The following is a 24,843-nucleotide window of genomic DNA, read 5'->3' as shown; positions in this document are numbered from 1 at the left end:
CCGATGAAAAATGAAAAGTAGTTCAAGCACAGAGACTGCGGTAGGTGAGAAAGCAGAATGAATGAAACGACCATTTTGAGGTTGAGCCTGGGCTCCGTCTGCAACGACGTTATCCAATTAGACCAAATTAAGGTGGTACCGTGCAAAAAGCACCCTTATCAAACAAGATAGGGGTGCTTTTTGTCTTTTTTCATCAAGGAGGAATAACCATGCGCTATCAAAAACCGAAAGGCACTGCCGATATTACCCCAGCAGAGTCACGTAAATGGCAATTTGTGGAACAAAAGGCGGCGGAAGTCTTCGGCACCTATGACTTTCAAGAAATTCGAACGCCGATCTTCGAATCCTATGATGTTTTCGAACGTTCGTCCGGCGAAAGTTCTGACGTTGTTTCCAAAGAAATGTATGATTTCTTTGACAAGGGCGAGCGTCATATTGCTTTACGCCCGGAAGGCACCGCTGGTGTGGTCCGCGCTTATGTGGAAAACAAACTCTTTGGACCGGAATATGTCAAACCTTACAAAGTTTATTATCATGGGCCGATGTTCCGTTACGAACGGCCCCAATCCGGTCGTCAGCGGCAATTCCACCAAATCGGGGTCGAGGCGTTCGGCGCCAGTTCACCAGCCTTAGATGTGGAAATTATCGCGATGGCGGAGGAATTGTTGCATCAGTTGCAACTCAGCGATTTGAAATTGGAGATCAACAGTTTAGGCGATGCGGCCACGCGGCAAGCCTATCACGAAGCTTTGGTCAATTATTTGACCCCTTTGCAAGATCGGCTTTCCGCTGATTCCCAACGGCGCTTGACGACAAATCCCTTGCGCATTCTTGACAGCAAGGATGCCCACGATCAGGAGTTAGTCGCCGACGCGCCAAGTATCTTGGATTATTTGACCCCTGACTCCGCCGCTCATTTCGCGGCGGTCAAGGCGGGCTTGGCCGCTTTAGGAATCGACTACACGGTCAATCAAACCATGGTTCGTGGGTTGGATTATTATACGGATACGATTTTTGAAATCATGGTCAGCGCGCCGGCTTTCAACAACACAGAAATGACTGTGATCGCTGGCGGTCGTTATGACGGACTGGTTCAAGAATTCGGTGGACCTGATGAACCGGGCATCGGCTTTGGAATCGGTCTTGAGCGGCTGTTGTTGTTGCTGGATGAGACGAAATTGGGTTTGGCCACGCCAGGATTGGACTTTTATCTGGTCAAGGCAGGGGACCAATTGGATAGCCCGGCCTTGCAGATCCTGAACGCGATTCGCCACGCCGGGTTCCGCGCCGATCAGGATTATCTTGATCGCAAAGTCAAAGGCCAATTCAAAAACGCCACCCGGCTGAACAGCCGCTTCGTGATCACATTAGGTGATAGCGAGTTGGCTAGTGGGCAAGTTCCAGTGAAGGACTTGGCTTCTGGCGAGCAGGTTTCCGTCAGTCTCAGCGCGATCCAGGCTGATTTTAACAAGGTTTATCAAGATTTGATGCAACAATTTGGAGGCAAAGCGTAATGGTAGAACGAACAACATATTGTGGTTTAGTTGATGAACAGTATTTAGGTCAAACCGTTGATCTGGCGGGCTGGGTTCAGAAACGGCGGAGCTTGGGCAATCTGGTTTTCATTGACTTGCGTGATCGGGAAGGAATCGTCCAATTGGTTTTCAGTAATGAAATCGATGAGGCTGCTTTAGCCGTCGCGGAAACACTGCGTTCTGAATACGTGATCGCGGTCCAAGGCCGGGTGCGCGCTCGTGGGGAGCATGCGGTCAATCCGAAAATGAAAACAGGTAAGATCGAAGTCGAAGTGACCAAATTGACGGTTTTGAATAAGTCAAAAACACCACCCTTTGATATCGCTGACAATGTGACCGCTTCCGAAGATACCAAATTGAAGTATCGTTATTTGGATCTGCGCCGGCCAGAAATGATGAAAGGCTTGCGGACGCGGGCCCAGATCGTTAAGTCAGTCCATCATTATTTAGACGATCATGGCTTTATCGAAATCGAAACACCCGATCTGACCAAGTCGACTCCCGAAGGCGCTCGGGATTATTTGGTGCCATCGCGGGTCTATCCAGGCAGCTTCTTCGCCTTGCCACAATCGCCACAATTATTCAAGGAATTGTTGATGGGCGCGGGTTTTGACCGGTATTACCAGATCGCCCGTTGCTTCCGGGACGAAGATTTACGGGGAGACCGCCAACCGGAATTTACCCAAATCGATTTGGAAACAAGTTTCTTGTCCGCTGAAGAGATCCAAGCAATCACTGAGGGTGTCATCGCTCAAGTCATGCACGATGAGAAGGGGATCGATGTCAAATTGCCGTTCCCACGGATCACTTGGAATGACGCCATGGCCCGCTATGGTTCTGATAAACCAGACTTGCGTTACGGCATGGAACTCCAAGATCTGAGCGACTATTTCAAGGAGAGTAGCTTCAAGGTCTTCACTGACGCCATCGCCAATGATGGTCAGGTCAAGGCAATTGTCGCGCCGCAAGCGGCAGCCCAATACTCACGGAAAAAAATCGACGGCATTCAAGATTATCTCAAACGTTTTGGCGCTAAGGGGTTGGCTTGGGTCAAAGTCGAAGCAGGCACCGTTGCTGGACCGATCGCGAAATTCCTGAAAGATGACGCTGCCAATTTGTTGGACCGCCTGGGCGCGCAAGATGGCGACTTGATTCTTTTCGTCGCCGCCAGCCAAAAGGTTGTGGCAGACAGTCTGGGCTATTTACGGACTTTCTTCGCCAAAGAATTGAACCTCATTCCGAAAAATCAATTTGCGTTCACTTGGGTCGTTGATTGGCCTTTATTCGAATATGATGAAGGCGACCAGCGTTGGATCGCGGCGCACCATCCCTTCACGATGCCCAATGAAGAAGATGTTCATTTGCTGGACACAGATCCTCACGCCGCTCACGCGCAAAGCTACGATATTGTCTTGAACGGCTACGAATTAGGTGGTGGTTCGATCCGTATCCATCAACGTGAGATCCAAGAAAAAATGTTGAAAGCCTTGGAAATCAGCCCGGAAACAGCCCAAAAGCAATTCGGCTTCTTGCTGGATGCGATGGACTACGGGTTCCCACCACTAGGCGGCTTGGCGATCGGGTTGGATCGCTTTGCGATGCTGCTAGCGGATCGGGACAATATTCGGGATGTGATCGCCTTTCCGAAGAACTCCAACGCTACCGAACCAATGACCGCGGCGCCAACGCCAGTTGCGCCAGCGCAATTGGACGAACTTGGTATCGAGGTCGAGAAACAGGATTAGGGTTTGGTGGCTTGAACGCCAGCAAAGCGCCCTTAATGAAAAGTCATGTCTGCGGACATGGCTTTTTTGCATGGAATTTGGGAATTGGATGATATAGTAGGTTGGCCGCAGCTTGCGCTGCGCGTGGCGTTGGTGGTTGGCAGATGTGGCGGGGCTCCAGGTCGGGCTGGGGGTGGTGGAACGCGGCGGGCACGATTTTGAGCTTTTCGGAAGTGCACCGAAAATCTCAAAACTCGGCCTTATTGTAGGCGATAAATCGCCAACAATAATATCGCGGCTGACTCACCCCCAGCCCGACCTTCCGCCAACGAGTAAACAGCCCACCAACACCACGCTCCGCTCCAGCCGCTCAACGTTATAACAGCCGTTTGAGCACTCACGCCAGTTGGCAAGCTATGGTCAATTGATGGGGATCCACGCAATTGACGGCCATGGTTAGTGGGCACCAGCTTTGAATTGGTGACACCAGCGAAGTTTGTTTGATGGACTAAGGCAAGTTCTGGATGAATCAGCTGGATCGGTCGGTTTCCAACCACAGATTGTTAAGGAAACAGTTGGCACGTTCAGCCTACGCAAAGTATCCCGGTCGCCTAATCCTAATCTGTTGGCATTGCCGTACCACCCCAAAAGAGGGTAATTGTTTGACCTCTAGCTCGCAAAATCACTTCGTCAAATCCTTCGCCTCGATTGCAGATGAGCTCGATTCTGCCTAGCAACCGCCTCAGGACGTGTGGCTCAGCGGTGAAATTGTCCTTTGCGGCTCTGCCGCTTAGGACAAGGCTCGATTTGAAGACAAGCCGCTGGGCTTGCGGATTGGCTTCAAACGATGCCCACCGCGTTCCAGCCACGACAAACGTCCTGAGGCGGTTGCGTCACCGCAACACCCGCTACACATACAATTAGGCAAAAAATCCCGAACAGGAGGATCATCAAAACAAATTGTACCCAATTTGTTTCGTTGCATTTTCGGGGCATAACACAGATAATGGAGTTAACGATGGAGAAAGAAGTGAGTTTGATGACACAAGCAAGCGCGATTTTTGCCGGTGGCTGTTTCTGGTGTATGGTGCAACCTTTCGATCAGCATCCAGGGATTTTGAAAGTAACCTCGGGGTATACAGGCGGTCATGTGGTCGATCCAACTTACGAGCAAGTTTGTAGCGGCACGACTGGTCATACGGAGGCGGTCAAGATCGATTTCGATCCGGCGGTGATTTCGTATCAGGAGCTGGTCGACATTTATTGGCAGGTGACCGATCCAACTGACGCGTCTGGTCAATTTCAGGATCGGGGCGATAATTATCGGCCGGTCATCTATGTGGCCAATGAAGCGCAGCAGCAGATCGCCACGGCTTCGCGGGCGGCGTTGGCGGCTTCCGGGGTGTTCAAGGAGCCGATCGTGACGACGATCGAGCCGGTACAGCCGTTTTATCCGGCGGAAGATTATCATCAGGATTTCTACAAGAAGGATCCGGCGCGGATGGCGCTTGAAGAAGCGGGCGGGCGCGCGCACTTTATCAAGTCGCACTGGTCGAAGTAACGCGGTAACGCGCACCCAGGTGGCACGGCACCTAGCGTGATGAGTTCGCTCGCGACCGCGATCGGAGCATTCATTGAGGCGATTACAGTGCCTGCTGTGACAGGCTGGCCCAGGTGCTCAAGCGCTTTTTTCAAAAAAATGCTGGGGCAGGACTAACTCCCAATGGTGACAGTGTGTTACAATAATGGCACATTAGCTTGTAGAGAGGATCCTTACGACCATGTTTAACGATTTAGAGAAAATGAGGAAGCGACATTCTAACTTGTCTAAGTTATCAATGGCGTTTTTTTATGCAATTGCGGTTTCAATCGCCTTGAACTTCTTCTGGCAACCCGGTAAAATTTATTCATCCGGCGTCACGGGGGCGGCCCAAGTGATCGCCAGTCTTTCAGAGAAAATCCATATTCCATTGACCACGCCGATTCTATATTTTGCCTTGAATATTCCGTTGTTTATTTTGGCTTGGTTTAAAATTGGACACCATTTTACGGCCTTTACTTTTCTGGCGGTTCTCTTTTCGACGCTCATGATGCACCTGATGCCTGGGGTCCATATTACCAACGATCCGATCGTCTGCGCGATTTTTGGCGGGTTGATCAACGGGATGGGCACAGGGATGGCCTTGAAAAATAATATTTCTACCGGTGGCTTGGATATTATTGGAATTATTATTCGCAAGAAGACCGGGCGGAGTATGGGCTCGATCAATATTTTCTTCAATCTGATCATTATTTTGGCGGCCGGATTCGTTTTTGGCTGGGTCCACGCCCTTTACAGCGCCATGGGGATCTTCATCAACGGTCGGGTGATCGATATGGTTTATACCAGTCATCAGCGGTTGCAGGTGATGATCATTACCAATCAACCGAAGAAAGTGATCAATGAGATCCAGCATTCAATGCGGCGGGGGATCACGATCGTTCATGACGCGGAGGGCGCCTTCAAGCATGAGGAGAAGACGATTCTGTTTACGGTCATTTCCCGCTATGAAATGCACGATTTATCTGACGCCATGTCCAAATCGGATCCCTATGCCTTTGTCAGCATCACTGAATCCTTCAAGATCATGGGCCATTTCTATGAGCCTAAAGTTGAATAAATAGAGAGTGTGAGCCGACCCGGGTAGCTCCTGAGCATTAGCGCGGCACGTTGCAATGTTGTCCGCTGCTTGCGCTGCGAGAATCGGGGTGAGCTCGCTGTGGGCGTCACTTTGAGCTTTTTGGAAGGGCACCAAAAATCTCAAAGCTGAGCCTTGGTCTAAGTGGCCAAGCCACTAAGACCAATTTCACGGCGATCTCACCCCGATTCTCTCCGCTTCAGCCGCTCACGGTAGCTTATTCTTTTAAGCATTCACGCCGACTAAGAAGCTATATTCAAATGAGTTGGCGCTACGCAAATGACGAACACGTTTAAAGATAGAGTGTGAGCCACCCGAATAGCTCCTGAGCATTAGCCTAGCCAGGATTTTGGAGGCAGGGGCTTGGCCTCCGGAAGCCTGGCATAGCTAAGCGGAAGGAGCTGGGGAGGCGAACACGTTTAAAAAAGGAGACTTTACGATGACCACACCATTATTGATCGGTTCTCACGTGAGTATGAGTGGGCAGAAAATGTTAGTCGGCGCCGCGGAAGAAGCGATTTCCTATTCGGCGACCACGATGATGGTTTTCACCGGCGCGCCGCAAAATACGCGGCGTAAACCGATCGCGGAGTTGCGGATCCCTGAAGGGCAAGCGTTGATGACGGCCAATGGCATTGCGAAATTGGTGGTGCACGCGCCTTATATTCTCAATTTGGGCAATACGATCAAACCGGAAAAGTTGCCCTTCGCGATCGAATTTATGCAAGAAGAGGTGCGTCGCGCCGATGCGTTAGGGGCTTACGCAATCAGTTTCCATCCTGGCGCTCATGTTGGTGCCGGCGCTGATGTGGCGATCACCCAAATCGCTCATGCGTTGGATGAAATCATCTCCCGGGACCAAAAGGCGACGATCGCGCTGGAGACGATGGCCGGCAAAGGGACGGAAGTTGGGCGAACTTTTGAAGAACTCGCGCGAATCATTGATCGGACCCAGCAAAACGACCATCTTAGCGTTACTTTCGATACCTGCCACACCAGTGATGCTGGTTACGACATCAAGAACGACTTCGATGGGGTTTTGAACCAGTTCGATCACATCATTGGGCTGGAGCGGTTAAGCGTGATCCATTTGAATGACTCGAAAAATCCCCAAGGCAGTCACAAAGATCGCCACACCAATCTGGGCTTCGGCACGATCGGGTTCGACGCGCTGAATCAAGTCGCGCACCATCCCCAATTGACGGCGGTGCCCAAAATCATGGAAACCCCGTATCTGGGGGTGACGCCGGAAGCCAAAGGCACGATCGCGCCGTACGCGGCGGAGATCGCCATGGTGCGGGCCGGGCGTTTTGACCCGGACATGATCGAGCAACTGCGGGCTCAAGCTTAAACTGCTTGGCGCGATCTGAAAAATGGGACCTGGTCATGGGAACTCTGGGTCGCGCGACAGTAGCTACCCAGATCAGCATTGCCCAATAGCATGGACTAATTGAGAAAATTGACCAACCAGAAAACGCGTCCAGACCTGGCGTTCCTGTCCAATTGACAGGAGCACCGAGTCTGGGCGCGTTTCTTGGTTGATTATTTTGTTGACGATATTGTTTGTGCTGATATGGCTGCTGTTGTTGATGATCTTGCTACTGATGATTTCGGTAATCATTATTTTGTTCGCCCGTTGTTGCTTTTGTCAGGCAGGGCGGTGAGCTTAATAATGATCTAAGCCTAGGCGTTCGAGGATCATGGTGGCAGTTTCTTCGATCGAACGGTTCGAAACATTGATCACGTAACAGCCCAGTTTCTTGTAAAGCGTCTCCGCGAAAGCCAGCTCGTTTTTGATTTCGTTCATATTGGAGTAGCTGGTATCTGGATTAAGACCGTAAGCGATCATGCGCTCGCGGCGGATGTTGTTGAGCACTTTCGGATCATTGGTCAAACCAATGATCTTGTGGGGATCAACTTGATAGATTTCATCGGGAATATGGGCTTGGGGCACGATCGGCAAATTGGCCACCTTGATATTGCGGTTGGCCAGAAACAGGGAGATCGGTGTTTTCGACGTCCGAGAGATTCCCAACAGGATCACATCAGCCTCCAAGAACCCGCGGGGATCCTTGCCGTCATCGTAAAGAACCGCGAATTCCATCGCCGAGATGCGATCGAAATACATTTCGTTCAAATGATGGACCGCGCCAGCTTCATGGGTCGGCGCCAAGGAGAAGCGTTTGCTGACTGAGCGGACGACCGGTGTCAATAAATCGATCGCGGTCAATTCATGATTGGCGGCTTCGATTTGGATATACTCACTGAGCCCTTGCGTGACCACCGTGTGGGTGATAATGGCATTCTTTTCCACGGCAACTTGGATCAAACTGTCGACTTTCTCCTTCGTGTTAACAAAAGGATAGCGTTCATAGATCGGTTTGATCTCAGGAAATTGCGCCATGGCCGCTTGGGTCAATTTAAAAGCCGTTTCTCCCACAGAGTCCGAGATCAAGCATAAATAAAGGGTTTTTCGTTGTGCCATTGCTATCATCCTCATTTATTTCGTCATTTTCTTTACTAAGTTAATCATAGCATATTCAACGCTTACATAACTATTTTAACGGAATTTTCCTAAAGTTGTTGACCTCATTTTTATCTTTCGCTATAATAGACAAGAACACTTATGGGGTTGCGCAATTTGCACAGGTCGTGGGTAGTTACATAGAAACCGGAAGGAGGGAAATCACATGGCTAATAAGACAGTTGTCCGTGACAATGAGTCAATTGATGATGCTCTTCGACGTTTTAAACGTTCCGTTTCTAAAAGTGGTACACTTCAAGAATATCGGAAACGAGAATTTTACGAGAAACCTAGCGTTAAGCGTAAATTAAAATCCGAAGCTGCCCGGAAACGTAAAAAGTTTAGATAATGAGAAACGCCCTCTTGGTTTGGGATTACGAATGTGATCACCAACTAGGGGGCTTTTTTCTTTGTTGGCGAACTTTAGCGGCTTTTACGGCGGACGCAGGAAACTGACCTGACGCCGCCAAACTATTTTTTCAAAAAATGAAAGCGAGGAATTATGATGGATCTGACCACACAATTGACCAATGATTTGAAAACGGCGATGAAGGCCCATGACAAAACCAAATTGAATGTCGTGCGGATGATCAAATCTTCACTGATGAACGCTAAAATCAAGAAGGAAAGCCTCCAAGCCACCTTGACCCGCGAGGAAGAATTAGCGGTTTTGAGCACCGAACTGAAACAACGCCAGGATTCGCTGGCTGAATTTGAAAAGGCGGGTCGCGACGATTTGGCCGCCGAAACCAAAGCGGAAATCGCCATTGTCCAAACCTATCTACCCGCGCCTTTGAGCGATGCCGAGTTAGGTGAAGCCGTCAGCGCCGCGATCGACGAAACCGGCGCAACCTCCATGAAGGACATGGGGGCAGTGATGAAGGCCCTGATGCCCAAAGTCAAGGGACGGGCCGATGGCGGCAAAGTCAACCAACTCGTCAAAGCAGCCTTAACGAAGTAACGCGTTCAAGCGCCTGGTAAGGCCGCAGGAGCGTTCCTTGTCGGCTGAGAGTATCAGTACTGATCGCGCTCGTTTGCCCGTCGCTGGCGGCCAAGACGGCGCTAAACGTCCAATGACTTCCACAGTTCGGCTGCCAACGCATTGTTTAACTGCCTAGCGACATTGGAACGCTTGAAATTTTAGTCCCACTAAATAATGATCATGGCAACGGCACTCGGCCAAAAAGCGAGTGCCGTTTTTGACCCCAAAAGTTAATAAGCGCTTGTCTGGACAGATTGTTACTGCATTCTGGCCTGCGATTTAGTTCGCTGGGTTTGGATGTGGACGCAACCGCCTCAGGACGTTTGTTGTGGCTGGAACGCGGTGGGCACTGTTTTGAGCCAATCCGCAAGCCCGGCGGCTTGTCTCAAAATCAGGCCTTATTCTAAGCGATAAATCGCTAAGAATAATCTCACCGCTGAGCCACACGTCCTGAGGCGGTTGCTGGGCAGAATTGAGCCTATCTGCAATCGAGGCAAAGGATTTGACGAAGTGCTTTTGCAAGTAAGAGGTCAAACAATCGCCTTCTTTTGGGTTGGTACGGCAATGCCAACGGATTTGGATTAGTAGGTCGGTATATTTTGGATAGTGTCGACAACTTTATCTCACTACAAAAGCGGGTTTGAGTTCGCAATCGACCGATTCAGCTGATTCAACAAGAACTGGTTTGTTAATCAGACAGATTGTACTGGTGTCACCAATTTATAACTTGTAACCACTAACCAAGGCCGTCATCTGCGTGGTTCCCCATCAATTGACGATAGCTCGCCCAATTGGCGTGAGTGCTCAAACGACTGCTATAACGTTGAGCAGCTGGAGCGGAGAAATTCGGGGTGAGATCGCCGTGAAATTGGCCTTAGCGGCTCTGCCGCTTAGGCCAAGGCTCAGCTTTGAGCTTTTCGGTGCCCTTCCGAAAAGCTCAAAGTGACGCCCACAGCGAGCTCACCCCGAATTTCGCAGCGCAAGTTGCGGCCAAACTACTTTCACCTTTTTTGCTAGTCGCGCTCTGGAGCGGTTTGTGCTAAAATTTAGGTATTGCAAGTATTTGATGGGAGCGAAATAGTTGGTCGAAGAAACCTCGGTTGAAAAGGCGTTCACCTTGACCCACCCAGAGCAGGCGTTGAACCTACTGGGAGTCAATGATGAATTTCTCCATTTGTTAGAAGAAGACTTGAACGTTGAACTACGCGCTTTCGCGGAGAAAATCACGATCACCGGGCCGGCGCACACGGCTAGTTTAGCGCTGCAAGTCTTGGAACAATTAGCACAAGTCAGCGCCCAAGGAATCACCCTCAGCACCGCCGATGTTCAAAGCGCTTTGAAAATGGCGCAAAAAGGGACTTTGGAATATTTTAGCGAACTTTATCAGGAAGTCCTGATCCGGGACAGTCGACAGCGGCCGATCCGGGTGAAGAATCTGGGGCAGCGCCAATATGTTCAATCGGTCCGCCACAATGAAATCACCTTTGGCGTAGGACCAGCAGGGACGGGGAAAACATTTCTAGCGGTGGTCTTGGCGGTCTCGGCCTTGAAGAGCAACCAAGTCCAGCGGATCATTTTGACCCGGCCCGCGGTTGAAGCAGGTGAGAGTCTGGGCTTTCTTCCCGGCGACTTGAAAGAGAAGATCGATCCATATTTACGGCCGCTGTATGACGCGTTGTACACGATTTTGGGTACGGAGCAGGCCAATCGGATGCTGGATCGGGGCATTATTGAGATCGCGCCGCTGGCTTATATGCGTGGGCGGACTTTGGAAGAGGCGTTCGTGATCTTGGATGAGGCCCAGAACACGACCACCGCTCAGATGAAGATGTTTCTGACCCGTTTGGGGATCAATTCGAAAATGATCATTAACGGTGATTTGACCCAAGTGGATCTGCCGCATAATCAGAAGAGTGGGTTGCGGCAGGCGACCGAGATCTTGCAGCAAGTCAAGCGGATCGGGATCGTGCGCTTTTCTTCAACGGATGTGGTACGCCATCCAGTTGTCGCTAAAATCATTGACGCGTACGAAAAATTTGATCAGGAGCAGATGAAACGTGAATCTAGAAATCATTAATGACGACCATTTGTTGCCCGCAGAACGGGAAGATTGGATCCGTAAATTAGTCGAATTTGCGGCGGCGAAGCTGGAATTGCCTGCCGAAACGGAAATGTCGATCAGTTTGATCACCGATGACAAGATCCGCGAGATCAATCGGGAGTATCGCGACAAGGATCGGGTGACGGATGTGATCAGTTTCGCCATCGAGGATGATGAGGCTGATGAGTGGCCCAACTTCCGCGAGCTGGAAGACGAGCTGGACATTCCGCGCAATATCGGCGATTTGTTTATCGCCCCTGGACATGTGGCGGAACAAGCCAAAACTTACGAACATAGTTTTGACCGGGAATTCGGCTATACGGTGGTCCACGGTTTTCTCCACTTAAATGGTTATGATCACATCGAGCCCGCCGATGAGCAGGTGATGATCAAACTTCAAGAAGAAATACTTGATGCTTATGGCCTCAAACGTTAAGCCGCCGCAAACAGGCAAGAACCATAATTTCTGGCAGTCGTTCAAGCACGCTTGGACCGGTCTGCGCTTCACCTTCCAGCATGAGCAGAATTTCAAGTTTCACGTCTTGATCGGCTTGTTGGTGATTATTTTCAGCGCGGTGATCCAAGTCAATACCACCGAGTGGCTCTGGCTGATCGGGGTGATTTTCATTGTGTTGATCGCCGAACTGTGGAATACGGCGGTGGAATATATCGTCGATTTGTTGGTGGCCAAACAGTATGATCCCTTGGCCAAGCACATCAAGGACGTTTCCGCGGCGATTGTCTTGGTAGCCGCGGCGTTGGCGGTCATCGTCGGCTTGATTATTTTCATACCATATTTTTGGCAGTTATTGTTTTAAAAAACATTTTGCATGATAAGGGAGATTTTTGGATGGATCTAACAGAATTGACCGCAGCGGCGCAAGAGGCGCGGCTGGCTGCCTATGTACCTTATTCCAAATTTGCGGTGGGTGCCGCCGTTTTGACCGAAAATGGCACCATCTATCAAGGCTGTAACATTGAGAACTCGTCCTTTCCGCTGACAGTTTGCGCGGAGCGGGTGGCGATTTTCAAGGCGGTGGCCGCGGGTCAACAGCACATCAAGGCGATCGCGGTGGTGGCTGACACGAAAGGCCCCGTTTCACCTTGTGGCGCTTGCCGCCAAGTCATGACCGAGTTCATGGCTCCAGATGGCACCATCACCATGAGCAATCTTCATGGTGACACCAGAACGGTATCGGTCAGTGAGATCTTGCCGTTTTCATTTTTCCTAAAGGATGATCGTAATGACGGAACAACCATTTAAATCAGGCTTCGTGGCCTTACTAGGCCGCCCCAATGTGGGCAAATCAACGTTAATGAATCGAATCATTGGCGAAAAGGTGGCGATCATGTCACCTAAAGCGCAGACCACGCGCAATAAGATCCAGGGCGTGATCACCGACGCCGACGCTCAGATCATTTTCTTGGACACCCCGGGGATCCACAAACCTAAAAACGATCTGGACAACTATATGGACCAAGCGGCTTTCTCCGCGTTAAGTGAAGTGGACATCGCCGTTTATATGACCGGCGCCGCCGATAAAATCGGTCCTGGTGACCGTTTCATTTTGGAGCGCTTGGCGAAACTGGACACGCCTTTATTCTTGGTCATCAACAAAATCGACTTGGTCCATCCTGACGACTTGCTGGACCTGATCGTGGGCTACCAAGAGTTGGCGAAGTTTGCCGAAGTGATTCCATTATCGGCCACGGAAGGCAACAATGTGGACGAATTGGTCAAAGAAATCAAATCCTATTTGCCAGCGGGACCGAAATATTATCCTGACGACCAATTGACCGACCACCCTGAGTACTTTATCGTGGCGGAATTGATCCGCGAGCAGATCCTATTACTGACCCGCGACGAGATTCCCCATTCCACTGCGGTCATCGTCAATCAAATGAATACCCATGAGCAGGGGAAGCTGGTGATCGACGCCACAGTTTTCGTTGACCGGGATAGTCAAAAGGGCATCGTCATTGGCAAAGGGGCGGCGATGATCAAGCAGATCGGGATCCGCTCCCGGAAGGAGATCGAGCCGCTACTTGGTGAGCGTGTCAACTTGAAACTGCAAGTCAAGACGCAACGGAATTGGCGCGATAACCCGATTTTCTTACAACGAGCTGGCTACAATCAGAAGGATTTCAAGAATTGAGTCGTTTGATCGACGCCGAATTTCAAGGCTTGGTCATGTATCGGCGTGATTACGCCGAGCGTGATTTGCTGGTTCAGATCTTGACCGATCAATTCGGCCCGAAAATGTTTCTCGTTCGGGGAGCAAAAAAGCGCGGGTTCAAGCTGACCAGCGCTATTTTGCCATTTACGGAAGCAACTTATGTCGGGCGGATCAGTCCCGAGGGCTTATCCTATTTGACCACCACGAAAACAACCAAACTCTGGCGTAACATCAGTGAAGACCTGTTGTTGCAGGCTTACGCGGCTTACATTCTCAGCCTGGCTGGCGCGGCTTTTCCCGAAGGTGAGCCTTTGGGTCGGGCCTTCACCTTGATCCAAACCGCCTTGAACCAAATCGACGGCGGCATTGATCCGCAATTATTGACGAACATGGTGGAAATCAAATTGCTGGACCGTTTCGGTGTCGCCCCTGATCTTAGCGGTTGCGCCATTTGCGGCCGCAATGATCTGCCTCTTGATTACTCGGAAGCGTTTGGCGGCCTGCTTTGCCAGAACCATTGGGCCCGTGATCCCCATCGCCTCCACGCCCAACCTAACGCCGTCGTGCTGGTGCAACGCTTGGCGCGGATGATGCCCTTGCAGTTGGGCGCCACGGACCTGAATCCGCGGACCAAGCGCGAATTACAACGCGTTCTGGATCACATTTATCAAGATCAAGTCGGGCTAGTGCCTAAGAGTAAGAAATTTCTGGATGGACTGGTCAATGGCGGTAATGGGCTATTGTTGAAGCGAGATTGATTACTAGTTGGTTCAACTCATTGAAAGGTTTGGAGGTCATTTAGCAATGGCACAAGCACCATCATTTCGCAACGCGCTGCCAGAAAAGTTACTTGAATACGGCTTTCAAGCGGTCGGTCGGGGCTATCACTATAGAACAACAATTTTGAACGGCGATTTTCATTTGTCGGTTTTGATCGATCAAGACGGCCGCGGGCAGACAACTTTGACCGAAATAGCGAGCAATGAGGAATATATTCTCTATCAAACCAACGCCACGGGCGCGTTTGTCGCGGAAGTGCGCGCAGCCGTCGCCGCGGTTCTGGACGACATTGCCGCTAAATGTTGCGTGACCACGGTTTTTAAAACCGCGCAAGCGATCCAGCTGATCAACGCTGTCCAACAACAGTACGGCGATCAGTTAGAATTTCTCTGGGAAAAATTTCCCACCAACGCAGTCTGGCGCCGCCAGGATAATAAGAAATGGTATGGCTTGTTGCTGACTGTCCCGCGGCGTAAATTAGGCGGTGATTCCGATGAAATCGTGGAGATCATTGATCTGCGCAGCGCACCAGAGAACTTAGCTGGGCTGCTTAAACGGCCGAACTATTATCCCGGCTGGCACATGAATAAGCAACATTGGTACACGATCATTCTAGACGGGTCGGTGCCGCTGACTGAAATTTGCCAGCGCATAGAGGAAAGTTATTTGTTGGCGAAGTAGGCGCTATCGCCGGTGTTGGCGGGTTGACCCGTTCGCTTGATCAATGTTGGCGCATTCGTCATTTTACTCTATATGAACAAATAAATGGCATGACTCCAGGTTTCATTGCGAGTCATGCCATTTATTGAATTAGATAACTTTCTAGCTGTTGAGGTTGACCACAGGATCTAGGCTAGCCTGAAACGGGTACTTTTCGAGTATTTTGTCAGATATTTTGCGATTGGTTGAAATCAAGGACTCCGTCAACCGCGGTAATAAAATCTGGATTAGCAAAATGATGACTGACGACGATCAGCGTGACGTCGCTCAGTTGCAACAAGGCAGTCTCGATGGCAGTTGCCGCCTGCGGATCAAGCGAAGCTGTCGCCTCATCAACCAGCCAGATCTTCCGTTGCTGGTAGAAACCACGGGCCAACGCGATCCGTTCCCGTTGGCCACCTGATAACTGCTGACCAGACTGAATGATCTCTGTTGCCACGCCCGCTGGAAAAACCTGGGGCATTTGATCGAGCCCGCTGAAATGTAAGGCGGCCTGTAACCGTTCCGGATCTTCCGGCGCGTCCAACATGATATTGAAGCCTAACGTCGCCGAAAAGATATGCGGCTGTTGGCTGAGATAAACAATTTGTTCGCGGATCTGAGGAGCGGGCAATTGTTGATAGTCCTGACCGGCCAGCGTCACAGTTCCCGTTGTGGGAATGAGTCGCCCGGCCAATAAATTAAGCAAGGTGCTTTTGCCCACACCTGATGGTCCGATTATGGCGTATTTTTGCTGAGCGGTAAAGGTATAGGAGAAATCCTGGAGGATCGGCTTGTCGTCATAAGTAAACGTGACGTCCTCCAAACTGACTGTCGCCGGCGCTAATTGTGCCGGTGCGGCAGTGGTCGTGGAAATGTGCGGCGACGCTGTGACTTGCGTATATTTGGCAAAAATCGGTTCAACAGTTTTCATTTCGACCAGATTGGCCATCAAGCCCGTCAGGTTAGCGAAGATCGTGGCGGAAAAGTAGCGCGCACCACTGATTGCCCCAACCGGTACCAGTTTTGCGAAGAACAAAGCGCAGGCGTGGGCCATGACAATGACTTGACTAGTCAAACTGATGAAATTTGAGGCGCCCATCATACGCCCAGACGTGCGCGCCTGCGCGATCTTGCTGGTCGCAAAGTTGGTCGTGGCGCCTTTCGTGAACTTAACGGCGGCTTTCTGCCGATTCAATTGCATCAGTTCATCGAAACCACCAAACAGATCCGTAAAACTTTTGGTCAGCTGTTCGGCGCTGTGTGAGGACTTCAAGGCCGCGGCGTTCATTTTCTTCGTGAAAACGCGTGGCGCCGTCAACATCACTGCCAACAGGAGCGCGATCGTAATGATCAATGAATAGTGAAATTGAATGATCGCGCCAATACTCATCACGATCGTCAGCCCCTGTGAGACGACTAAGGCCAAGGTCTCAAAACCATAATCGTTGATCGTATTGATATCGTTGGTCACCCAAGAAAGATAGGTTGCCTGGTCCTGCTGATGATAATCCGCATACGGCAAGCGACTTAAATTAACCACGATCTGCTGGCGAATATCCTGATCCATGGCTTGGACCCATCTTTCCATACTGGTTTCGTTCGCAACGATCTGCCAACCCCAAACGATATTTGTTAATTCGAGAACAACCAGCCATAAAATGACAGCTCTCAGATTCAACTTAACGATATTCGTGACAATATTTGCACTGCCCAAGCCATACATGGTTGTACAACCAGCGCCCACGATTTGCCAAAACAGCGTGATCAGACTAAGCCGACGCTGCCGCTTGATACATTTCCAAAGTGACATAGCACTCCTCCAATTATAAAAACAAAATTTTAAAACTTATACAACTATTTCAGTATACGAGTTTTCCCCAAGCTCAACAAGTCATTATTAAAAAAACACACAAATAATGGCGGATGAACTCATAATACCCGCGAGTCATGTCTCATGACTTTAATATTTTCCGATTGGGAAGGGCTGTTATCTTCAAATCCACTTTATAGTATTCGTGCGTATCTCAATGACTAGGATAATGTTGAGGGGCTGGAGCGGTGCGGGCGTTGGTGGGCTGTTCGTTAGCTGGTGGAAGGTCGGGCTGGGGGTGAGTCAGCCGCGATATTATTGTTGGCGATTTATCGCCTACAATAAGGCCGAGCTTGAAGATTTTCGGCGGGTTTCCGAAAAGCTTCAAGTCGTGCCCGCAGCGTTCCACCACCCCCAGCCCGACCTGGAGCCCCACTACACTTGCCCACCACCAACGCCCCGCGCAGCGCAAGCCGCGGCCAAGCGACTTTCCACCTTGCTAAACCGGCAATTATCGACTCCGCCATTAATTTTAACTCTTGCAATTTCACAAATTTAGGGCTATCATAAGTCGTAACTTAATACCACCGCAATGATCAGGTCAATCAGCGTACCCAGCGAGTGCCGACAGTGAAAGGGCACAGTCACGCTATCTGGCGCCTAGGAGCGGTTAAGCAATGAAGTGTAGATGTACGCATCTAAATTAGGGTGGAACCGCGAAAATAATCGTCCCTATGTGGCTACCAGTGTAGCCGCATAGGGATTTTTTTATGTTCCGGGAACGCTTAAGGCGGATGGACAATTAACGATGAGGTGAGGAAATGGTCAAACAGTTGAATATTCAAGAGATGATCTTGACGTTGCAACAATTTTGGGCGAAAAAGGGTTGTATGTTGATGGAGGCCTATGATAATGAGAAAGGTGCGGGTACGATGTCGCCGTATACTTTCCTGCGGGCGATCGGGCCAGAACCTTGGAACGCGGCTTATGTGGAACCATCACGGCGGCCGGCAGATGGGCGTTATGGCGAGAATCCGAACCGCTTGTTTCAGCATCATCAATTTCAAGTAGTCATGAAGCCGTCACCGAAGAATATCCAAGAATATTACTTGGATAGCTTGCGGGAGCTGGGGATCGAGCCCTTGGAACATGATATTCGTTTCGTTGAAGACAACTGGGAAAATCCGTCAATGGGTTGTGCCGGTGTTGGTTGGGAAGTTTGGCTGGATGGCATGGAGGTTTCGCAGTTCACCTATTTCCAACAAGTCGGGGGACTGACCGTTGATCCGGTCACGTCTGAAATCACTTATGGGGTCGAACGTTTGGCTTCTTATATCCAAAACGTCAATTCCGTTTTCGATTTGCAGTGGGGCGATGGCGTGCTCTACGGCGATATTTTCAAGGAACCAGAATACGAGCACTCAAAGTACGCTTTTGAAGAGAGCGACCAGGAAATGTTGCTGAATTTCTTCAACAGTTATGAAAAAGAGGCGCTGCGGTTGATCAAATTAGGGCTGGTCCATCCTGCCTATGATTACGTGCTGAAATGTAGCCATACCTTCAATCTGTTGGACGCCCGCGGTGCCGTTTCCGTGACCGAACGGGCCGGCTATTTAGCACGGATCCGCAGTATGGCGCACAAGATCGCCAAGGCCTTCGTGGAAGAACGGAAGAAACTGGGCTTCCCATTATTGGAACATGCTCAAGCAAACGCTGGGGAGGAAAACTAAAATGACGGCAAATTATTTATTAGAAATTGGTTTGGAAGAAATGCCGGCCCATGTTGTGCGCCCAAGTGTGGAACAACTGAAGACCAAAACGGCCGCTTTTTTGAACGACCAGCATTTGGCGTTTGCGCGGATCGAGGTCTTCGCGACACCGCGGCGTTTAGCTGTCTTGGTGCGGGATCTGGCGACAGAACAGCCCGACCAAGTTGAAGAAGTCAAAGGTCCCGCTAAGAAGATCGCCTTGACACCTGATGGCGAGTTCAGCAAGGCGGCGCTTGGTTTTGCTCGGGGTCAGGGCGTTGATCCCAGCGCAATCACCTTCAAAGACTTCAAGGGCGTTGATTATGTCTTCGTTGAAAAAAAGACGGTGGGTCAACCCGCCGCCGCAATCTTGCCAGAATTGATCGAGGTGGTCAAAGGCCTGACCTTCCCAACGCGGATGAAGTGGGGCACGAATCACTTCGAATATATTCGGCCGATCCACTGGTTGGTCAGTCTGCTGGATGATCAAATCATTCCGATGAGTCTGTTAGACGTCACCGCTGGCCGCGTTTCCCAGGGCCATCGTTTCTTGGGGCAACCGGTGACAATCGCCACGGCGACTGATTATGAACAAGACTTGGCCCAAGAGAAAGTGATCGCGGATTTGGCGCGCCGGCAGGCCTTGATCGAGGCTCAGATTCAAACCATCGCTAGCGACAATGATTGGCAAGTTGATCTTGACCCTGATCTGTTGGAAGAAGTGGTCAACTTGGTGGAATACCCAACGGCGTTCGCTGGCCACTTTGATCCCAAATACTTGGCCGTTCCTGAACCGGTTTTGATCACTTCGATGAAGGATAACCAGCGCTATTTCTACGTGCGTGACCAAAACGGCCAGTTAGCCGCTGATTTTATCGGGGTTCGCAATGGTAATCGCGAACATCTAGACAATGTCATTGCTGGTAACGAGAAAGTGCTGGTTGCGCGTTTAGATGACGCTCGCTTCTTCTTCGAAGAGGATCAGAAGCTGTCGATCGACGCTTATGTGGCGAAATTGAAGAAGGTCACCTTCCACGACAAGATTGGCACGCTCTATGAGAAAATGCAGCGGGTCAATGTCATTGCCCAAAGCCTAGGCCATTTATTTGGCTTAAGCGCGCAAGAGATGGCTGATTTGGATCGGGCCAGTCGAATCTACAAGTTTGATCTGGTGACCGGCATGGTCGGTGAGTTCCCTGAATTACAGGGCACGATGGGGGAGATCTACGCGAAGATTTTCGGTGAAAATGACGCCGTCGCCCAAGCGATCCGCGAACATTATTTGCCGATCTCCGCGGAAGGCGCCTTGCCCGCTTCGAAAGTTGGCGCCACCTTGGCGATCGCCGATAAACTCGACAGCACGCTGGCCTTCTTCGTGGTGGGAATGATTCCCAATGGTTCCAACGATCCTTACGCGCTGCGGCGGCAAGCTTACGGCGTAGTCCGGATCCTGTTGGCCAACCAATGGCACCTTTCCTTAGGCAAATTACAAGCCGAAATCGAACAAGTTTTGGCCGACCGGGGCTTGACCTTCAAGCTGGACTGGCTAAAGAACGGCGCCGAACTGCGGCATTTCTTCGCCGACCGAATGCGTCAATTGTTCAGTGAGAAGAATTTCCGCCATGACTTCGTGGAAGCCTTGGCTGATTCCAACGCGATCGATCCAACCACGATCAACGAGGTGGCCGAGACTCTGAACGAGCACCGCCACGATGATGACTTCAAGGAAACCATCGAAGCGTTGACTCGGGTCTTGCGTTTGACCAAGCAAACCGACGCCAAATCCAGTGAGTTGTCCGTCGATCCCGCCTTGTTTGAGAACCCCTCCGAACAGGTGTTGTATGACGCTGTGGTCCAGATCCGCGGCCATTTCGCCCACCAAACGGTTGAACAAAATTATGAAGCGCTCCGTGATCTACGCCCGCTGATCGAAAACTATTTCGAAGAAAATATGATCATGGCTGACGATCTGCAAGTGCGGAATAATCGCTTGAACCAATTGCGAATCCTGCAGAAGCTGATCACGATTTTCGGTGATCTGCAAGAATTAGTCGTCAAATAGGCGCGGCTGTTTTAAACTACGGTTGACCGACTAAAAATATAAAACCCGCTTTTCAGTAACACGCTGATTTTCTGACGCGCGGCTGAGGAGCGGTTTTTGATTGGTGGAATATCGTTAATAACGGTAACGCTAGCAACTAGGGAACGTTTTTAACCAAAAGCGCGTGAAAGGTCAATTCGAAAGGAGCGCGCTGATTTTGAAACATGCTCAAGCACTACCTGGGTCGGTTTGTACACTTGGCGCCGTGTAAGTACGTCAGCTTAAGTAAATCACTGTGGTTTCGACTTGGAAGCCGGCATTTTCATATAACTGATGGGCCCGGGCATTGCTGGCCTCCACACCTAAGCGTAAATACGGGATTTGATCATAGGTTAGGCATAATTGGTTAAGCAAATAAGTGCCCCAGCCGCGACCTTGCCGCTCCGGGCTGATGAACAAACTGAATAGATAAGCGCTGTCCCCATCCAACTTAATGGCGCAAGCACCCAGCGGTTCTTGCCCCTGCCAAAGAACTTGAAAGTCATTTTGTTGATCCTGCAGGCAACCCAACAGATATTGGCGGGTACTGTCCATGGTGTTTTCTGGGAAGGCTGCCTGGTAGATCGGCAAAACGTTGGGAATCTCATCAGTACTTAGTGGTCGTAAAACAGTATCGGCGCGCACAGGGAGGACCAGTGTTTTTTGTCGCGGGCGTACCATTTGCATTTCCCAATCCGGATCCGCCGTTAACCCAATCGCAGCTAAAAAATCAGGCTCCCTGTTTAAAAAGGCCAGTTCCGTCCAATATTCCCAGTGCTCATAGCCAAATTGACGCAACGTTGTTTGACAAAGTTCGCATAACTGCTGGCCGATCCCTTGACGCCGCTTCTGTGGAAGCACAAAAACCGCCATTTCCGTTTCCTCTGGTGGTTTGGCGTCGGCGTAGATCGTGGCCACGCCGACCACGTGCTGGTCACTGATCGCCAACGCAACCCAAGGCATTTCCTGAAAATAGTTAAAGCGATTATCCAAATAAGGATCTTTGGCGCCGCCATCATAAAGATGACACTGGGCGATCAAGTCCCCGATTTCTTCAGTCTGTTGTTCGCTGAGCTGGGTTGAAATTTGAAAATTTAGCATTCTACGCCCCCATCTTAACCTAGTATGATGATTCCTAGTTTAGCGCCACGGTGGCAGAGAGGCAAATTTATTTGTAAAGAGGATGATCTTTCAGAAAATTTATTTGCGTGGCTTTGCAAAAAGCAATTTTCGTTCTAATTTCTTTCCTGATTGCATGTGGGGTGGGTTTGGGGGTGGACGCAACCGCCTCAGGACGTTTGTCGTGGCTGGAACGCGGTGGGCACTGTTTTGAGCCAATCCGCAAGCCCGGCGGCTTGTCTCAAAATCAGGCCTTATTCTAAGCGATAAATCGCTAAGAATAATCTCACCGCTGAGCCACACGTCCTGAGGCGGTTGCTAGGCAGAATTGAGCCTATCTGCAATCAAGGCGAAGGATTTGACGAAGTGGTTTTGCAAGCCAGAAGTCAAACAATTGCCCATTTTGAGTGGTACAGCAATGCTAACTGATTTGGATTAGGAGACCGGGATACTTTGCGTAGGCTGAACATCTCTACTCGTTTTCTTAACAATCCACTGGTGGAAGCCGATCAATTCAGTTAATTCACCGAGAACTAGTTCTGTTCATCAAACAGACTGCACTGGAGTCACCAATTTAAAGCTTGGCTCACTAACCACGGTCGTCAATTGCGCGAATCCTCATCAATTGACCATAGCTTGCCAGATGGCGTGAGTGCTCAAACGGCTGCTATAACGTTGAGCGGCTGGAGCGGAGAAATTCGGGGTGAGATCGCCGTGAAATTGTCCTTGGCGGCTCTGCCGCTTAGGACAAGGCCTGATTTTGAGACAAGCCGCGTACTTTGCGGATTGGCTCAAAACAGCGCCCACAGCGAGCTCACCCCGAATTTCGCAGCGCAAGCTGCGGCCAACCTAAGTCGGCGTAGTTGCCCAGCTAGCCAAAATTTTCCGCAAGCACCACATTTGAAGTTCTCACGATTTTATGTTAAATTATAAGTTGTATAAGTGTGTCTAGGCTGGCGAACAGATTGTGGTCAGCCTATTTCTTGCTTATGAGTTACGAGGAAAGGATGTGAAGATCATGGCAACGAAGATTCCCGAGAGCTACATCGACATGGTGCGCTCCAAGACGAATATCGTTGATTTGATTGGCCAAACTGTCCAGTTACACAAGTCGGGCAAGAATTTGTTTGGTCTGTGTCCTTTTCACGAGGAACGGACGCCGTCATTTTCAGTCAATGAAGAGAAGCAGATCTTCCATTGTTTCAGTTGTCATCGCGGTGGCAATGTTTTTAAGTTTTTGATGGAGCTGGAACAGATTTCTTTCCCAGAAGCGGTCATTAAGGTCGCCGAGTTCAGCGATTTACCTTTGCCAGAGAATGTGGTCGCCGCTAATCAGCAGGATCAGCATTCGGAAACGCGGCAATTGCAGAAGTTGTATCAGGACGCGCAGGTGCTGTACAGTCATATTCTGACCAAGACTCAAGTCGGTGAGGGCGCGTTGACTTATTTACATCAGCGCGAAATGACCGATGAGGCGATCAGTGAGTTCGGTTTGGGCTACGCGCCGCAACAGGCTAATGTGTTATTGGATTTCCTGACCAGTCGTCAGGTTTCCCGGGAGTTATTGGTGCGTTCCGGGCTCTTCGCGCAGCGCGAGGATGGCACTTTGATCGATCGCTTTCGGGATCGGGTGATGTTCCCGATCCAAGATCAAAATGGCAATGTGATTGCATTTTCCGGGCGGATCCTTAGTCAGAAAGAGCATGAACCGAAGTACTTGAATTCTCCGGAGACGAAGCTTTTTCAGAAGCGGGAAACGTTGTATCATTTCGCTCAGGCTCGACCGGTGATTCGTCAGGAACAAACGGCGATCCTGTTTGAAGGCTTCATGGATGTGATCACGGCTTTTCGGGCGGGTGTCAAGAACGGCGTCGCTTCCATGGGAACCAGCCTGACCAGCCAACAGCTGTATCTGTTGTCCCGTGCGGCGAAGAAACTGATCGTTTGTTATGATGGTGACGATCCCGGTCAGCACGCCTCGGCGGCAGCGCTACAACTGTTGAAAGAGACTGATTTTGAAGTCGGTGTGGTCAGTTTGCCCGAGCAAAAGGACCCTGACGAGTTCGTTAAAAAGTACGGGGCGCTGGCGTTTCAAAAGCAATTACAGGATCATGTCCAAACTCCGATCCAGTTCACCTTGGCGCAACTGGCGCGGCGGTATAATTTAAATCAAGACGCGGATCGGTTGGCCTATGTCCAGGCAGCCTTGCAGGAACTGGTCAAATTACCGTCCGCCGTGGAACAAGATCTATATTTGAAACAGGTGGCGCGGCAAGGTAACGTTGATTTAACGGCGCTTCATCAAGAATTCGAAGGTGCGGCGCGGCAATTTCATCGCCAACAACGAGCGCAACAACGGCAAACGCGTGAGGTGGCGCCACCAACCGCGCAGCAACCACCGACGCCAGCGTTGTCAACGAAACTGGATGGCGCGGCGATCTCTGAACGGCGGCTGCTCTATCTGGCGATCCGCCAAGATAGTCTCTTGGCGCGGTTGGCCGCCGATGATGATTTTCATTTCAATAATGAACAGATCCAGGCCTTATTCGAGGCTTGGCGGGATTACGCGGAGAGTGCCGGCAGTCATTCGTTGTCGGCCTTCGTTGATCTGCTGAGTCCGGATCTGCAGAACTTGTTGATGGAGATCGAGATGATGGAAGTGCCTGACGAGGTCTCCGATGGAGAAATCGATGATTATCAGCGCAATATCATTCAGGCCAAAATCAAACAAGCCCTCGTCGCCGCTCAGCAAAATGTGCAACACGCCACCGAGGTCGGCGACGAAGAGGCGGAAATGGTTTGGCTCAATCAGGTGCTGAATCTGAAAAGACAGTTGATTTAAACAGATTCAGTTATGCCGCACGAATTTTATAAGTGAGTTTA

At 50.4% G+C, this 24,843-nt stretch carries 26 protein-coding genes; 20 read left to right on the top strand and 6 right to left on the bottom strand.

The features are described from left to right. Positions 1–209: 209 nt before the first annotated feature. Positions 210–1,514: a histidine--tRNA ligase gene (gene hisS, locus EKM94_RS00860; RefSeq protein WP_125596059.1), complete on the top strand. Its 1,305-nt coding sequence runs from the start codon at positions 210–212 to the stop codon at positions 1,512–1,514. Then, the gene (gene aspS, locus EKM94_RS00855; protein ID WP_125596056.1) at positions 1,514–3,280 is read left to right on the top strand and encodes an aspartate--tRNA ligase; all 1,767 of its coding nucleotides are present in this window, start codon (positions 1,514–1,516) and stop codon (positions 3,278–3,280) included. Before hisS ends, aspS begins: the two co-directional genes overlap by 1 nt. Before the next feature lie 239 nt (positions 3,281–3,519). On the opposite strand, the gene EKM94_RS00850 is transcribed toward aspS, so the two are convergent. Together EKM94_RS00850 and EKM94_RS00845 are read right to left on the bottom strand one after the other, a co-directional pair. Further along, positions 3,520–3,816 (bottom strand): hypothetical protein, encoded by a 297-nt coding sequence (locus tag EKM94_RS00850; RefSeq protein ID WP_125596053.1) that lies wholly within the window; start codon positions 3,814–3,816, stop codon positions 3,520–3,522. Between the two features lie 60 nt (positions 3,817–3,876). Next, positions 3,877–4,128 (bottom strand): hypothetical protein, encoded by a 252-nt coding sequence (locus EKM94_RS00845; RefSeq protein ID WP_125596049.1) that lies wholly within the window; start codon positions 4,126–4,128, stop codon positions 3,877–3,879. Positions 4,129–4,298: 170 nt separating this feature from the next. Between EKM94_RS00845 and msrA the strand changes: the two genes are divergently transcribed. From msrA to EKM94_RS12240, 4 genes are all read left to right on the top strand, one after another. Continuing rightward, positions 4,299–4,820 carry a peptide-methionine (S)-S-oxide reductase MsrA gene (gene msrA, locus EKM94_RS00840; protein WP_125596383.1) on the top strand — a complete coding sequence of 174 codons (522 nt, stop codon included), beginning with the start codon at positions 4,299–4,301 and terminating at the stop codon, positions 4,818–4,820. A gap of 220 nt (positions 4,821–5,040) precedes the next feature. Further along, entirely contained in the window at positions 5,041–5,919 is an 879-nt protein-coding gene (locus EKM94_RS00835; RefSeq protein ID WP_125596046.1) for a YitT family protein, read from the top strand. A gap of 457 nt (positions 5,920–6,376) precedes the next feature. Next, positions 6,377–7,288, top strand: a complete 912-nt coding sequence (locus tag EKM94_RS00830; protein WP_125596043.1) for a deoxyribonuclease IV — start codon at positions 6,377–6,379, stop codon at positions 7,286–7,288. 183 nt (positions 7,289–7,471) lie between these two features. Then, entirely contained in the window at positions 7,472–7,618 is a 147-nt protein-coding gene (locus EKM94_RS12240; RefSeq protein WP_164511038.1) for a hypothetical protein, read from the top strand. Here the strand turns inward: EKM94_RS12240 and EKM94_RS00825 are convergent. Next, positions 7,604–8,422: a pyruvate, water dikinase regulatory protein gene (locus EKM94_RS00825; protein ID WP_125596040.1), complete on the bottom strand. Its 819-nt coding sequence runs from the start codon at positions 8,420–8,422 to the stop codon at positions 7,604–7,606. The two genes, EKM94_RS12240 and EKM94_RS00825, sit on opposite strands and share 15 nt — an antisense overlap. 205 nt (positions 8,423–8,627) lie before the next feature. Here EKM94_RS00825 and rpsU point away from each other — a divergent pair, with 205 nt between their 5' ends. Beyond that, the gene (gene rpsU / locus EKM94_RS00820; protein ID WP_125596037.1) at positions 8,628–8,810 is read left to right on the top strand and encodes a 30S ribosomal protein S21; all 183 of its coding nucleotides are present in this window, start codon (positions 8,628–8,630) and stop codon (positions 8,808–8,810) included. A gap of 156 nt (positions 8,811–8,966) precedes the next feature. Beyond that, positions 8,967–9,422 carry a GatB/YqeY domain-containing protein gene (locus tag EKM94_RS00815; protein ID WP_125596034.1) on the top strand — a complete coding sequence of 152 codons (456 nt, stop codon included), beginning with the start codon at positions 8,967–8,969 and terminating at the stop codon, positions 9,420–9,422. Between the two features lie 300 nt (positions 9,423–9,722). Here EKM94_RS00815 and EKM94_RS00810 read toward each other — a convergent pair whose 3' ends face one another. Continuing rightward, on the bottom strand, positions 9,723–9,977 hold the full coding sequence (locus tag EKM94_RS00810) for a hypothetical protein (RefSeq protein WP_125596031.1): 255 nt from the start codon (positions 9,975–9,977) through the stop codon (positions 9,723–9,725). A 223-nt stretch (positions 9,978–10,200) separates the two neighbouring features. Between EKM94_RS00810 and EKM94_RS00805 the strand changes: the two genes are divergently transcribed. The 8 genes from EKM94_RS00805 (at position 10,201) to EKM94_RS00770 (ending at position 15,182) form a co-directional block, all read left to right on the top strand. Next, positions 10,201–10,389, top strand: a complete 189-nt coding sequence (locus tag EKM94_RS00805) for a hypothetical protein (protein WP_125596028.1) — start codon at positions 10,201–10,203, stop codon at positions 10,387–10,389. 135 nt (positions 10,390–10,524) lie between these two features. Then, the gene (locus EKM94_RS00800) at positions 10,525–11,520 is read left to right on the top strand and encodes a PhoH family protein (protein ID WP_125596025.1); all 996 of its coding nucleotides are present in this window, start codon (positions 10,525–10,527) and stop codon (positions 11,518–11,520) included. Continuing rightward, positions 11,501–11,980, top strand: coding sequence for an rRNA maturation RNase YbeY (gene ybeY, locus EKM94_RS00795; protein ID WP_125596022.1), 480 nt, complete (start codon positions 11,501–11,503; stop codon positions 11,978–11,980). The genes EKM94_RS00800 and ybeY overlap by 20 nt, the downstream gene beginning before the upstream one ends. Beyond that, on the top strand, positions 11,958–12,362 hold the full coding sequence (locus tag EKM94_RS00790; RefSeq protein WP_125596019.1) for a diacylglycerol kinase family protein: 405 nt from the start codon (positions 11,958–11,960) through the stop codon (positions 12,360–12,362). The genes ybeY and EKM94_RS00790 overlap by 23 nt, the downstream gene beginning before the upstream one ends. 32 nt (positions 12,363–12,394) lie before the next feature. Beyond that, positions 12,395–12,808, top strand: coding sequence for a cytidine deaminase (gene cdd, locus EKM94_RS00785; protein ID WP_125596016.1), 414 nt, complete (start codon positions 12,395–12,397; stop codon positions 12,806–12,808). Beyond that, positions 12,789–13,700, top strand: coding sequence for a GTPase Era (era, locus tag EKM94_RS00780; protein ID WP_125596013.1), 912 nt, complete (start codon positions 12,789–12,791; stop codon positions 13,698–13,700). The genes cdd and era overlap by 20 nt, the downstream gene beginning before the upstream one ends. After that, complete coding sequence (gene recO / locus EKM94_RS00775) at positions 13,697–14,479, top strand: DNA repair protein RecO (protein ID WP_225422116.1); 783 nt, start codon at positions 13,697–13,699, stop codon at positions 14,477–14,479. The genes era and recO overlap by 4 nt, the downstream gene beginning before the upstream one ends. Before the next feature lie 46 nt (positions 14,480–14,525). Next, complete coding sequence (locus EKM94_RS00770) at positions 14,526–15,182, top strand: MmcQ/YjbR family DNA-binding protein (RefSeq protein WP_125596010.1); 657 nt, start codon at positions 14,526–14,528, stop codon at positions 15,180–15,182. 205 nt (positions 15,183–15,387) lie between these two features. On the opposite strand, the gene EKM94_RS00765 is transcribed toward EKM94_RS00770, so the two are convergent. Beyond that, entirely contained in the window at positions 15,388–17,013 is a 1,626-nt protein-coding gene (locus EKM94_RS00765; protein ID WP_125596007.1) for an ATP-binding cassette domain-containing protein, read from the bottom strand. 821 nt (positions 17,014–17,834) lie between these two features. Here EKM94_RS00765 and glyQ point away from each other — a divergent pair. After that, positions 17,835–18,743, top strand: coding sequence for a glycine--tRNA ligase subunit alpha (gene glyQ, locus EKM94_RS00760; RefSeq protein WP_125596004.1), 909 nt, complete (start codon positions 17,835–17,837; stop codon positions 18,741–18,743). A gap of 1 nt (position 18,744) precedes the next feature. Then, positions 18,745–20,823, top strand: coding sequence for a glycine--tRNA ligase subunit beta (glyS, locus tag EKM94_RS00755; RefSeq protein ID WP_125596001.1), 2,079 nt, complete (start codon positions 18,745–18,747; stop codon positions 20,821–20,823). A gap of 255 nt (positions 20,824–21,078) precedes the next feature. Here the strand turns inward: glyS and EKM94_RS00750 are convergent, their stop codons facing one another. Continuing rightward, positions 21,079–21,942 (bottom strand): GNAT family N-acetyltransferase, encoded by an 864-nt coding sequence (locus EKM94_RS00750; protein WP_125595998.1) that lies wholly within the window; start codon positions 21,940–21,942, stop codon positions 21,079–21,081. Positions 21,943–22,566: 624 nt separating this feature from the next. Here EKM94_RS00750 and EKM94_RS00745 point away from each other — a divergent pair. Both EKM94_RS00745 and dnaG read left to right on the top strand, forming a co-directional pair. Continuing rightward, positions 22,567–22,893, top strand: coding sequence for a hypothetical protein (locus EKM94_RS00745; RefSeq protein WP_125595996.1), 327 nt, complete (start codon positions 22,567–22,569; stop codon positions 22,891–22,893). Between the two features lie 85 nt (positions 22,894–22,978). Continuing rightward, on the top strand, positions 22,979–24,802 hold the full coding sequence (gene dnaG / locus EKM94_RS00740) for a DNA primase (RefSeq protein WP_125595993.1): 1,824 nt from the start codon (positions 22,979–22,981) through the stop codon (positions 24,800–24,802). Positions 24,803–24,843 lie beyond the last annotated feature (41 nt).

This window comes from Lapidilactobacillus achengensis (genome assembly GCF_003946655.1).
In the GTDB taxonomy this organism is placed as follows: domain Bacteria; phylum Bacillota; class Bacilli; order Lactobacillales; family Lactobacillaceae; genus Lapidilactobacillus; species Lapidilactobacillus achengensis.
Note: the sequence above shows the minus strand (reverse complement) of the source record. Positions and strands in the feature narration are given on the sequence as shown.

Excerpts from the sequence above, each read along its gene's own strand:
- EKM94_RS00835 (WP_125596046.1), top strand. The coding sequence starts at position 5,041 with ATGTTTAACGATTTAGAGAAAATGAGGAAGCGACATTCTAACTTGTCT.
- EKM94_RS00770 (WP_125596010.1), top strand. The coding sequence starts at position 14,526 with ATGGCACAAGCACCATCATTTCGCAACGCGCTGCCAGAAAAGTTACTT.
- glyS (WP_125596001.1), top strand. The coding sequence starts at position 18,745 with ATGACGGCAAATTATTTATTAGAAATTGGTTTGGAAGAAATGCCGGCC.
- glyQ (WP_125596004.1), top strand. The coding sequence starts at position 17,835 with ATGGTCAAACAGTTGAATATTCAAGAGATGATCTTGACGTTGCAACAA.
- EKM94_RS00750 (WP_125595998.1), bottom strand. The coding sequence starts at position 21,942 with ATGCTAAATTTTCAAATTTCAACCCAGCTCAGCGAACAACAGACTGAA.
- aspS (WP_125596056.1), top strand. The coding sequence starts at position 1,514 with ATGGTAGAACGAACAACATATTGTGGTTTAGTTGATGAACAGTATTTA.
- EKM94_RS00790 (WP_125596019.1), top strand. The coding sequence starts at position 11,958 with ATGCTTATGGCCTCAAACGTTAAGCCGCCGCAAACAGGCAAGAACCAT.
- EKM94_RS00765 (WP_125596007.1), bottom strand. The coding sequence starts at position 17,013 with ATGTCACTTTGGAAATGTATCAAGCGGCAGCGTCGGCTTAGTCTGATC.
- EKM94_RS00815 (WP_125596034.1), top strand. The coding sequence starts at position 8,967 with ATGGATCTGACCACACAATTGACCAATGATTTGAAAACGGCGATGAAG.
- cdd (WP_125596016.1), top strand. The coding sequence starts at position 12,395 with ATGGATCTAACAGAATTGACCGCAGCGGCGCAAGAGGCGCGGCTGGCT.
- EKM94_RS00830 (WP_125596043.1), top strand. The coding sequence starts at position 6,377 with ATGACCACACCATTATTGATCGGTTCTCACGTGAGTATGAGTGGGCAG.
- msrA (WP_125596383.1), top strand. The coding sequence starts at position 4,299 with ATGACACAAGCAAGCGCGATTTTTGCCGGTGGCTGTTTCTGGTGTATG.
- EKM94_RS00825 (WP_125596040.1), bottom strand. The coding sequence starts at position 8,422 with ATGGCACAACGAAAAACCCTTTATTTATGCTTGATCTCGGACTCTGTG.
- dnaG (WP_125595993.1), top strand. The coding sequence starts at position 22,979 with ATGGCAACGAAGATTCCCGAGAGCTACATCGACATGGTGCGCTCCAAG.
- rpsU (WP_125596037.1), top strand. The coding sequence starts at position 8,628 with ATGGCTAATAAGACAGTTGTCCGTGACAATGAGTCAATTGATGATGCT.
- era (WP_125596013.1), top strand. The coding sequence starts at position 12,789 with ATGACGGAACAACCATTTAAATCAGGCTTCGTGGCCTTACTAGGCCGC.
- hisS (WP_125596059.1), top strand. The coding sequence starts at position 210 with ATGCGCTATCAAAAACCGAAAGGCACTGCCGATATTACCCCAGCAGAG.